Source organism: Flavobacterium sp. (genome assembly GCF_036515215.1).
In the GTDB taxonomy this organism is placed as follows: Bacteria; Bacteroidota; Bacteroidia; order Flavobacteriales; family Flavobacteriaceae; genus Flavobacterium.
On record NZ_DATBVQ010000039.1, the window covers coordinates 1 to 9,912 of the forward strand.

Below are 9,912 nucleotides of genomic sequence, written 5' to 3' on the forward strand. Positions count from 1 at the left end.
TAAAGATGGAACTGTTGTTTGGCTTAGGGATATCGTAAATATAATTATCGAAAATGGCAGAGCAATAAGCATGAGGGGAATAATGATCGACATTACAAAAACTAAAGAAGCTGAAAAAGATCTAAACGATTCGTTCAATTTAGTCACGGAACAAAACAAAAGACTGTTGAATTTTTCTTATATAGTGTCCCACAATTTAAGATCTCATACCAGTAACATTACATCAATCGTAAATTTAATTGAATTAGCGGAGACGGAGGAAGAAAGAAGCGAGATGGTCCAATTATTAAAAACGGTTTCTGATTCCTTAAATGAAACAATGGTTCACTTGAACGAAGTAATTAACATACGAACAAATATTGGTTTGGTGTCTGAACCGCTAAATCTAAATCAATATATCGATACGGCACAAAATGTCTTAAACGAACAAATAACATTAAATGACGTATCGATTACCACTGCCATACCGCAGAATGTAATGGTTAATTACAACCCTGCTTATCTTGAAAGCATCCTTTACAATATCATCTCTAATTCGATTCGCTACAGACATCCGGATCGAAAGCCTACAATTTCGATAGAATGGACTTTAGAAAATGACATCAATGTACTTCAAATTTCAGATAATGGTGTTGGGATTGATCTTGTGAAAAATGCCGACAAAATTTTTGGGATGTACAAAACATTCGGCAATAATCCGGATTCCAAAGGAATCGGGTTGTTTATCACGAAAAACCAGATCGAAGCTATGGGCGGTAATATAACCGTGGAAAGCCAACCCAATATTGGAACTACATTTAAAATTTATATTCAATGACAAAAAAAAATATTTGGGTTATTGATGATGATCCCATTTATCAAATTCTCATCAATAAAATAATTAAAAAATCAGCAATATTTTCAAATGTTTGTTCCTTTAAAAATGGAAAAGATGCCATTGACGCTTTAAATGATTCATTGGAAAACGATGATAATTTACCGGATTTTATTCTGTTGGATATTAACATGCCCGTAATGAGTGGCTGGGAATTCATGAAAGCATTCGGCCTTATAAAATCCTCGATCGGTAAACAAATCATCATATATATCGTGAGCTCTTCCATCGCCACTGAAGACAAAAACAAATCAAAAACCTATCCGGATATTTTGGGTTATTTATCGAAACCCGTTTCCATAAATGATTTACTTTTGATTGCGTCGAACGATTAGAATTGCCGAAACAGGGAAAATTGCGAAAGGAATAAAACACATATTTTAATTAGTCCGCCGCAAACAACCATGATCAAGCTGTTAGGATAATTCCCTTTTTATTTCCTCCAAGGTTTTATTCGTAAAGATCAATTCTTTTATAATTTCATTTCTAAGCACATCCAGATCATCATATTCAAAATACTTGGCCCATGAAGTCAAATTAAGAAGGTTCCTAATCTGTTTGATTTTTTTAGTGGTTTCAAAACTGGTCCTGAGTATGGCCTTTCCATCGTAATTCGGATTGTTTTTATGCTGATAATTGACCGTGTTTTTGATGAAATTCATCTCTATATAGTACAACTCCTCGATCGCGTTGTCAGGAAAAAAACTGGTCCAAGGCGCAAAACCCAATTTGAATTTTGATCCTGATTCCGGCTCTAAAGGCTCCAGACGCCATTTGCTGTTGGCCAATCGCCCCCAATGATTTGACAGTCGATACATCCCTATTTTAGTGTAATAATAAATGCTGCCCGATTTGCTTTCATATTGAACCACCAATCCTTCAATTTCATTTGTTGATACTTCTTGAAACACGCAGAAAGTGTTTTTAAAGGAATTGGGACTGGGGCGGAATATTTTTTGCATGCGCAAATATAATCAGAATGCCGAGAACGTAGTGAGACAACTAATATTTGATTAACTTTGCAGTTCGAATTTTTTAAAACAAACAGATTATGACCAAAGGTGCAGAAGAAAGAATGTTACAAAAGGGAGTTTATACCGGAATAATTGAAAAGGATGAAAACAACAACTTCTTTTGCGGCGAATTCCTTTTAGATTATAAAATGGTCATGGCCAAACATGTTGTTGGTGACATGATTACAATAAAATCAATTATCGAAAACCCAAGCGACATCAGCTACAACAAATACCCGAAGAAATCAAAAAATTTCGACAAGGCAAATAACAAACCGCAGCAGTAGTTTCCTTTTGGGGTAGAAATCTGCTCGAAAAAGAGGGATAAAGTCGTCTTTTTTTAGAATATTTTTTGGTCCTAAACTAAAAAGTAAAAAAAAAGTGTACCTTTGCAAAAAATTTGTCGATTTTGAAATCAAATTATATTGATTTCTTATAAAATTAAAAGACAAGTAGTTACCATATTATATGAAAAAAATAGTTGAATACCGCAAACTGCTAAATGTAGAAAAAACTGCAGAGCTAAAAGATTTAAAAACGATTTACCGTAACTCTATGAAGGAATGTCATCCTGATAAATTTCAAGGTGATGAAGCTGGATTAAAAGCTGCTGAAGAAAAAAGCAAACAAGTTATTGAAGCCTATCATTTTTTGGTAAGTATCAATCCTGAAACTACTAAGCTAAACTTACCGGAATATACCGAAACAATTAATACAGCTACAATTACTGATTATAAATTTGTTGAAGGTAGATTAATTATCAATTTTTCAAATGGTAGTGTTTATGAATACATTAGTGTTCCTAAAGCAACTTACGTGAAGATGGTGAATGCTTCCTCTCCGGGAAGGTTTGCAAAAAGACATATATTAAATTCTTTTACTTGGAGAAAAACATTGAACCAAGATTAAGTTTTTTAAAAAAAATATTAAAGCACTCTTTTTAAGAGTGCTTTTTTTTGTGTTTATTTTGGCCTCTTGTTTTAAAATGATAAGCGATAAAAATATAATTGAACCTAAAATTGCGTAATACACTTGTTTTTAGTATTTTAGCAACCCTTAAAAAAAAAAACCAACCAAAGCCACTTAAGTATGGACGCCCCCTGCAACCTTTACAAATCACAATATAAAAAAGCCAAAGAAACGCTGGACATTCTGCTGTCTCACAGGGCTGAAATCGAATTAAAACTGGAATCAGACCCCATCAGTCCTGATTTTCATAAAGAGCTAAGAACTGTAAATCTTGAAATCAGGATTACCCAAAACGAGCTGGAACAAGCCGAATCCGACATCAAGGAATGCGAACTGCAATACAGTTTACCCAAAACATAGAACTAATTTTCAAAGTTTAATGTAATTAGTTTTTCATTTCCTTTCTTCTTTCTTCAGATATACTTGTATCTATAAGAAATCTCTTAATGCCACATTTTAGTCTGAAATGATTATCAATCAACGCTAAGGAGATGCAGATAAGGTGATCCTTTTCACGGCTACAACTCAAATCAAAGTCCTTGCTTATAAACGGTGTCCGCCTCAAATATATACAAGCCTAATGCTCACGGATTCAAACGATGCCCCAAATCCCGGATATACATAAAAAATTTTAGTAAAAAATAACAAAATTTTAGGTTATAAAATTAATTATACTTTCAGAAAATTAGATACTTTTGCACACTTAACTCAATTAACTAATTAATAATGAAAAAAATAATTTTATTACTTTCTGTTGCTGCTGTCCTATTTTCTTGCAACAAGGTCGGAAAAGACGAATTCCTTATCACCGGTACTGCAACTGGTATTGAAAATGGTAAAACTATAATCTTAGAAACACAAGATCCTACCACTGGTGCTGTTACTGCATTGGATACCGTAAAGGTAGAAAATGGAAAATTTGAAATTAAGGGAAAAGTTACCGAACCAGCTTTCCATACCATCCAGTTGGAATCTGCGGCAGGAAAAGCGCCTTACAATAAAATTCCTTTTATCTTGGAAAACGGAGAAATCACTATCGCTATCGACAAAGACAGTATTCAAAAATCTAAAGTTTCGGGTACTTACAGCAATGACGAGTACGTGAAATTTAATGAGGAGATCAAAGTGGTTCAAAAGAAACTAATGGATTTCCAAACTCAAAACATGCAAGCGATGAATACGGCACAACAAACTAAGGACACTGCCGTAATCAATAAATTAATGCAAGGTTTTTCAAAGTTACAAGAAGAAGTAGGTGCTGCATCTAAAGCAAAATACACAAGCTATGCAGAAACACATCCAAAATCTTATATCAGCGTCTTAATTGTACAAGGTATGGCTAACGATCCAACTGCCGACATTAAAAAAACAGAAACGATTTTTAACAGCTTAGAAGAATCTTTAAAAAAGACCAAAGCTGGTATAGCAGTTAAAGCAAAACTTACCGAAATAAACTCTCCTGCTGTTGGCGCAACTGCCCCAGTTGGAGACGCTAAATGAAGTGCCGATTTTTCGGCGCCTAATCCGGAAGGGGAAATCATTTCTCTTAAAGAAAGCTTAGGCAAGGTTACTATTGTTGATTTTTGGGCATCATGGTGCGGTCCTTGTAGAAAAGAAAACCCAAATGTGGTTGCCATCTACAAAGAGTTACACTCAAAAGGCCTAAACATCATTGGCGTTTCATTAGATAAAGATGCCGCCAAATGGAAGGAAGCCATCGCAAAGGATAAGTTAACTTGGAATCAAGTTTCTAATCTTAAATTTTGGGATGAGCCAATTGCAGCTCAATATGGAGTCGAATCCATTCCCGCAACCTTTATTCTTGATGCTTCAGGTAAAATAGTGGCAAAAGATTTGAGAGGCGAGGAACTTAGGGCAAAAATCATCGAACTTTTGGCTAAATAATAGCTTTCTTAGAATAAAATAAAAAAATCTCCCTAGTGGAGATTTTTTTATTTTATTCAATACCAATACATTAAAAATAATACAGAAATTAAGTGCGAATTTAGTTTGGAAACACCGAAACAGTTTCTATATTTGCAACCGCTTACCACAACATAAGTGTTGTGCTCAAAGGCCTCGGGGAGATACTCAAGCGGCCAACGAGGGCAGACTGTAAATCTGCTGACTACGTCTTCGCAGGTTCGAATCCTGCTCTCCCCACCAAAAGGGTAAAAGAAGCAAAAAGGCAACTTTTTCAATCTTTTCAAAAACCCGCAAAAAACGTGGTAAAACCTGCAAATCCAAGGATTCGCAGGTTTTTTTGTTTTAAAGCACTTTTCAATATTTATAAAAACGCTCAAAGTTTCTATGGCAAAATCGTGGCACATTTCCGTGTTCGCAAAATGTGCCACAGAATACCACTTAAACACTTGTAAATACAGAGGTTAACGAGGTTAACGACTTGTTTTTTTGATGCTATAATTCTACATTTATTAATCTAAAAAGTTGAATTATGTTAGAGAGCAGCTTTGGGTTGGTTTTCTTTTTGAAAATCCCCCGCAATGAAAGTAAAATTAGAACAGTTTATCTTAGAATAACTGTAGATGGAATCCCAAAGGAAACATCCACCAAACGAAAATGGGACAGCGCCCGCTGGGACCAGAAAACCGAAAGGGCTATCGGCACTAAAGAAGATGCGAGATCCCTTAACTTTTTTCTGGATTCACTGATTTTAAAAATCAATGAATACAAGACCGAGATTATGTACAGCGGAAAACCGATAACTTCCCAAAAGGTCATGGATTACATATTAGGAAACGTTACTCCAAGGGTTAAAGTACTGGAAGAATTTCAAAAGCACAATGATGAAATGACTGCCCTGCTTGGAAAAGGATATGCTAAAGGCACTCTTGATCGCTTTACCATTACAATAAATCATTTAAGATCATTTATTCGATTTAAATTTAATGCTGATGATATTGAATTTACAGATCTAAATCTTGAATTTATTAAGGACTTTGAGTTTTACCTGAGAACAGTTCGAAATTGCAGCAACAATACCACGCTTAAATACATTGCTAATTTCAAAAAAATTGTCATTCGTGCAATCGATAAGGAAGTCATCCTAAAAGACCCTTTTAAAAACTTTAAAAGCCGAAAAACCAAAATAGTTAAGAAACCTCTTTCCACACAAGAACTATATGAATTGGAAAGGCATTATTTTACCACAGAAAGACTTAATGTCGTCAGAGATGTATTTGTATTCCAATGTTACACGGGATTGGCTTATATCGACGCATATCAATTAAAAAAAACCGATATCAAAGATGGTATTGACGGAAATTCTTGGATAATGTCTGAAAGACAAAAAACGGGTTCTCCCACCAATGTCCCACTATTGCCGCAAGCACTCAAAATAATTAAAAAATATAAAGAACACCCTCTCTGTTTACAGCGTGGCACCGTTTTACCAGTTTCTTCCAACCAGAAAATGAACGAGTATCTTAAAGAGATTGCGACTCTATGCGGTTTTCCCTTCACATTAAATACACATATGGCACGTCGAACCTTTGGAAGTACAGTTACATTAAACAATAATGTCCCCATTAATGTAGTTAAAGAAATGCTTGGCCATGCGTCTGTTAAACAGACGGAAGCCTATGCCATTACAGAACAGGTAACCATTGGACGCGAAATGTCACTGCTCAATAAAAGACTGACTAAAACGTCCCTTAAGATGTCCAAAGTAGATTTGGCTGTACTTTCTAGATTAGAAAAAGATATAAAAACAATTAAGGAAAAATATAATATACCCTCATCTTAATTCATATACTGGAAACATAAATAAATATTAAAACAAAGAGGTTATCTCACTTGTTATGAGATAACCTCTTTTCATGTAGTTCAACTTCACTCCTATAATCTGGATGGTATGAGGGGCTGTACTTGAAATATCCAAAATCTTGAAGTTGTTTAAAGTATTTATGGTATGTTGGCAGTGTATTTATATGAGACAATGCCATTATTTTACTGCGACTGACTTTGATTCTCTGCCATTGTCCCTGCCTATAACCTAAATTTAGAATTGCCGCTAAAATGGCCAGATGCCAAACATTAAGCCTTGGATCGTCCATACAAATGGATAAATAGTTCATGATTTGGTCTTCACTTGGTTTATTTGTCTGGTTCATCATTGAAAAGTTTCTGAAGATCTTCTTTATTGTAATAATACGAACCCAGAACTTTTTTAAACCGGACTTTCTGTGTCACTCTGAGATTCTGCACTGAACCTGCAGAGATATCCAGCAGCTTTTTGACAGCCTTACTTTTGAGCCATTCTGGCTGTGCTAATTCCGTTTGCACATGAGTGGTCTCTTGTACGATAATGCGCATTTTATCTAATAATTGCAGACCAAACTGTCTTAAATCTTCTTTTGTTATAATTTCTTCCATAACATTTTTTTTAAAATTTAACTGTCACATATTTTCATTTATCAAAAAATAAATTCTTCTTTTTTGATTTCTTTTTTTAATCGGTACAACTACTAAATTATTACAATGGTATAGAAATAATCAATCTTCGGCTTTAAAAGGAAATTCTTGGCTATGATTGGCTGTTCATCGACTCTTGGCAATTAATCTATAGTAGAGGCAACGCCAAAAATGCTTTCAAAAACGAGCCTTAAGCAAACGAATCATCCTCGGGTTGAAGAAAACCTTTATCGATAGTATTTTGTAATTTTTGCAGAAAGTTTTTTTTGCAATTCTCCTATGTGGTAAATCTCACCCTGATAAGTATTAGTTTGATGTTCAATACTTTTCCATTCTACAGTGTATCACCTTTTCTATCGGTATAGTCTCTAGTTCAGCATTTTCTGTTTTTCGGCTCATATTCCTCCTTATAAATCATGAATATCTTCCCCACTAATTAATATGGCAAGCAATATAAAAATGATACAATCTTATTAGAGAAAATGTCTTTCTCATGGTACTATTTGTCCTTATATGGAATCCAATATCTTCAAAACAAATATTTGACGGATTAAGACTTCGATCAGTTATTGTAGCTATTTTTTTTTCACCCTTTTATCTCATTTAACTTCCTTTCTTCCTATTTCATTTGGTGAGGAGCACGGATGCTTGTTTTTTTTCAGGAGCAAAGGTATTTACGGGCTCGTAACGGAAAACCAAGGTCAGGCCCTTTGAGGTTTTGAATAAAATCTCCACCCATACGGGTTGTATTTTTCTCAAAAACCTTGGTTTTCCTGAACCCTACCTTTTTATGCTCATGAAACAAAACCAGCATACTCCGGCTCTTTACACGAATAAAAAAAATGTCACATATGAAAAACAATGAATTAAATATTACAAATGAAACAAAACAGCGCCTCCTCTCATTGCCGAATAAATATTTTAAAAAAATAGGCAAACCTAATAAGGCTCACAGAGGAGAGCAGATTGAAAGAAAATCAAGTGTAACAATAGTGAATAACAGTTAAAAAAGAAAATCATGAACATCATCGGAAGACTGACAAGGGATGCTGAAGTACGCAGAACGTCACAGGAAAAACAAGTAGTAAACTTTTCAGTAGCTACTAACGACAGCTACAGAAACAAGCAGGGCGAACGCATAGAGCAGACAACGTACTTCGACTGTGCGTATTGGCTTAGTCCAAAAGTAGCGCAGATACTCACAAAAGGTACGGTGGTAGAACTGACAGGCAAAGTGAGCGCAAGGGTGTGGACAGGAAGTGACGGACAAACACACGCAGGACTGAACTTCAACACCTCGCAAATCAAACTGCACGGGGGCGGTAAAAAATCGGAAACGGTGCAGGCTCCCGCAGGAAACAGCAACGACAAGGAAAAGGACGACCTCCCATTTTAATCAAGAGCATTCAAACAATTATCAAATTTTTAAATCATTTTATCATGGCACATAATATCAATTTCAACAGCACAACAGGACGTTATTCATTCTTTAGCGTAAAAGAAAAAGCGTGGCACGGCTTAGGGCAAATTGTAGCGCAATACCCAACAAGCGAAGAAGCAATCAAGCACGCAGGATTAGATTATGAAGTTATTAAAACACCACTATATACAAAAGGTTCGGGCATCATCGAAACCACAAACGGTATTGAAATAGGCAGTAGCGAATTGGAAGTACCATCCTATTATGCCAATATCCGTGCCGATAACAATGCCGTATTGGGCGTGGTTGGCAAAGACTATCACATCGTACAAAACCGTGAAGCATTTAATTTCTTTGATGCTATTGTAGGTGGTTCACAAGGAATATTGTACGAAACCGCAGGAGCATTGGGACAAGGGGAACGCATCTTTATCACTGCCAAACTACCCGACTATATCCGAGTAGGAAATGGCGATGATGTAACGGAAAAGTACATTTTCCTGACCACTTCACACGATGGCAGTGGAAGCATAACAGCAGCCTTCACCCCTATCCGTATTGTTTGCCAAAATACCCTTAACGCCTCGCTTCGTTCGATGAGCAACGTGGTACGCATCAAACATACTTCGGGAGCGAAACAGCATTTGGAAAATGCCCACAAGGTTATGGGATTAGCGGATACCTTAAGCAACCATTTAGAAGGAATATTCAACCAGTGGGCTAAAGTAAAGGTGACTGACCAAGAAGTAAAAAAACTAATCCAATTGGCTCTTTGCCCGAACAAGGAAACATTGGATTTGCTTAAAAAGGGTGCGGAAGATGAAGTTTCCACCGTGTTCAAAAATGTGGTGCAAGATGCCTTTGCATACGCTATGACAAGCGACACTCAACAAATGGATACCACCAAAGGCACATTGTTCGGGGCGTACAATGCTGTGACAGGGTACTATCAGAATGTACGCAATTACAAAGATGATGAAGCCAAGTTACAAAGTATTGTAATGGGTGGAACAGCTCAAATCAAATCACAGAAAGCATTTGAATTGTGTACTTCTTTCGATAAAATCGGTTCAGACGTATTCAATTTCAATTAATCTGAATGTATAAGCACAGGTGACCGCCTACGGGTGGTTGCCTTTAAATAGCAGAAAATGAAAGTAACAGATTTAAACGGTTGCCCTATTGAAGTAACAAACCTTAAC

General features: G+C 35.9%; 13 protein-coding genes, 1 tRNA gene and 1 pseudogene. 12 read left to right on the forward strand and 3 right to left on the reverse strand.

The features are described 5' to 3' along the window. Both VIH09_RS02920 and VIH09_RS02925 read left to right on the forward strand, forming a co-directional pair. The coding region (locus tag VIH09_RS02920; RefSeq protein WP_331577701.1) for a PAS domain-containing sensor histidine kinase at nt 1–817 on the forward strand (817 nt) is incomplete at its 5' end. Next, nucleotides 814–1,209, forward strand: a complete 396-nt coding sequence (locus VIH09_RS02925) for a response regulator (RefSeq protein ID WP_331577703.1) — start codon at nt 814–816, stop codon at nt 1,207–1,209. The genes VIH09_RS02920 and VIH09_RS02925, both read left to right, overlap by 4 nt. 81 nt (nt 1,210–1,290) lie before the next feature. Here VIH09_RS02925 and VIH09_RS02930 read toward each other — a convergent pair whose 3' ends face one another. After that, the gene (locus tag VIH09_RS02930; RefSeq protein ID WP_331577705.1) at nt 1,291–1,836 is read right to left on the reverse strand and encodes a hypothetical protein; all 546 of its coding nucleotides are present in this window, start codon (nt 1,834–1,836) and stop codon (nt 1,291–1,293) included. An 89-nt stretch (nt 1,837–1,925) separates the two neighbouring features. Between VIH09_RS02930 and VIH09_RS02935 the strand changes: the two genes are divergently transcribed. The 7 genes and pseudogenes from VIH09_RS02935 to VIH09_RS02965 all read left to right on the forward strand — a co-directional run bounded on the left by VIH09_RS02935 (nt 1,926) and on the right by VIH09_RS02965 (nt 6,622). Then, nucleotides 1,926–2,174, forward strand: coding sequence for a hypothetical protein (locus tag VIH09_RS02935; protein WP_331577707.1), 249 nt, complete (start codon nt 1,926–1,928; stop codon nt 2,172–2,174). Between the two features lie 181 nt (nt 2,175–2,355). Further along, complete coding sequence (locus tag VIH09_RS02940) at nt 2,356–2,796, forward strand: KTSC domain-containing protein (protein WP_331577709.1); 441 nt, start codon at nt 2,356–2,358, stop codon at nt 2,794–2,796. A 180-nt stretch (nt 2,797–2,976) separates the two neighbouring features. Further along, nucleotides 2,977–3,216 (forward strand): hypothetical protein, encoded by a 240-nt coding sequence (locus tag VIH09_RS02945; RefSeq protein ID WP_331577711.1) that lies wholly within the window; start codon nt 2,977–2,979, stop codon nt 3,214–3,216. A gap of 366 nt (nt 3,217–3,582) precedes the next feature. Further along, complete coding sequence (locus VIH09_RS02950; RefSeq protein WP_331577713.1) at nt 3,583–4,356, forward strand: DUF4369 domain-containing protein; 774 nt, start codon at nt 3,583–3,585, stop codon at nt 4,354–4,356. Nucleotides 4,357–4,374: 18 nt separating this feature from the next. After that, nucleotides 4,375–4,761 (forward strand): annotated as a pseudogene (locus VIH09_RS02955) (TlpA family protein disulfide reductase); the annotation flags it as partial. Nucleotides 4,762–4,937: 176 nt separating this feature from the next. Continuing rightward, nucleotides 4,938–5,022 (forward strand) — tRNA-Tyr (locus tag VIH09_RS02960). A gap of 289 nt (nt 5,023–5,311) precedes the next feature. Next, nucleotides 5,312–6,622, forward strand: coding sequence for a site-specific integrase (locus tag VIH09_RS02965; RefSeq protein WP_331577715.1), 1,311 nt, complete (start codon nt 5,312–5,314; stop codon nt 6,620–6,622). 350 nt (nt 6,623–6,972) lie between these two features. On the opposite strand, the gene VIH09_RS02970 is transcribed toward VIH09_RS02965, so the two are convergent. Together VIH09_RS02970 and VIH09_RS02975 are read right to left on the reverse strand one after the other, a co-directional pair. Continuing rightward, nucleotides 6,973–7,251, reverse strand: coding sequence for a DNA-binding protein (locus VIH09_RS02970; RefSeq protein ID WP_331577717.1), 279 nt, complete (start codon nt 7,249–7,251; stop codon nt 6,973–6,975). A gap of 663 nt (nt 7,252–7,914) precedes the next feature. Next, nucleotides 7,915–8,049: a hypothetical protein gene (locus VIH09_RS02975; RefSeq protein ID WP_331577719.1), complete on the reverse strand. Its 135-nt coding sequence runs from the start codon at nt 8,047–8,049 to the stop codon at nt 7,915–7,917. 92 nt (nt 8,050–8,141) lie between these two features. On the opposite strand from VIH09_RS02975, the gene VIH09_RS02980 reads away from it, so the two are divergent. Genes VIH09_RS02980 through VIH09_RS02990 form a run of 3 tightly spaced genes read left to right on the forward strand, consistent with a single transcriptional unit; the run spans nt 8,142 to nt 9,804 of the window. Beyond that, nucleotides 8,142–8,297 (forward strand): hypothetical protein, encoded by a 156-nt coding sequence (locus VIH09_RS02980; RefSeq protein WP_331577721.1) that lies wholly within the window; start codon nt 8,142–8,144, stop codon nt 8,295–8,297. A gap of 11 nt (nt 8,298–8,308) precedes the next feature. Further along, nucleotides 8,309–8,686 carry a single-stranded DNA-binding protein gene (locus VIH09_RS02985; RefSeq protein WP_331577723.1) on the forward strand — a complete coding sequence of 126 codons (378 nt, stop codon included), beginning with the start codon at nt 8,309–8,311 and terminating at the stop codon, nt 8,684–8,686. 44 nt (nt 8,687–8,730) lie between these two features. Continuing rightward, entirely contained in the window at nt 8,731–9,804 is a 1,074-nt protein-coding gene (locus VIH09_RS02990) for a DUF932 domain-containing protein (protein WP_331577725.1), read from the forward strand. Nucleotides 9,805–9,912 lie beyond the last annotated feature (108 nt).

Excerpts from the sequence above, each read along its gene's own strand:
- VIH09_RS02980 (WP_331577721.1), top strand. The coding sequence starts at position 8,142 with ATGAAAAACAATGAATTAAATATTACAAATGAAACAAAACAGCGCCTC.
- VIH09_RS02940 (WP_331577709.1), top strand. The coding sequence starts at position 2,356 with ATGAAAAAAATAGTTGAATACCGCAAACTGCTAAATGTAGAAAAAACT.
- VIH09_RS02945 (WP_331577711.1), top strand. The coding sequence starts at position 2,977 with ATGGACGCCCCCTGCAACCTTTACAAATCACAATATAAAAAAGCCAAA.
- VIH09_RS02935 (WP_331577707.1), top strand. The coding sequence starts at position 1,926 with ATGACCAAAGGTGCAGAAGAAAGAATGTTACAAAAGGGAGTTTATACC.
- VIH09_RS02990 (WP_331577725.1), top strand. The coding sequence starts at position 8,731 with ATGGCACATAATATCAATTTCAACAGCACAACAGGACGTTATTCATTC.
- VIH09_RS02950 (WP_331577713.1), top strand. The coding sequence starts at position 3,583 with ATGAAAAAAATAATTTTATTACTTTCTGTTGCTGCTGTCCTATTTTCT.
- VIH09_RS02985 (WP_331577723.1), top strand. The coding sequence starts at position 8,309 with ATGAACATCATCGGAAGACTGACAAGGGATGCTGAAGTACGCAGAACG.
- VIH09_RS02925 (WP_331577703.1), top strand. The coding sequence starts at position 814 with ATGACAAAAAAAAATATTTGGGTTATTGATGATGATCCCATTTATCAA.
- VIH09_RS02965 (WP_331577715.1), top strand. The coding sequence starts at position 5,312 with ATGTTAGAGAGCAGCTTTGGGTTGGTTTTCTTTTTGAAAATCCCCCGC.
- VIH09_RS02970 (WP_331577717.1), bottom strand. The coding sequence starts at position 7,251 with ATGGAAGAAATTATAACAAAAGAAGATTTAAGACAGTTTGGTCTGCAA.
- VIH09_RS02930 (WP_331577705.1), bottom strand. The coding sequence starts at position 1,836 with ATGCAAAAAATATTCCGCCCCAGTCCCAATTCCTTTAAAAACACTTTC.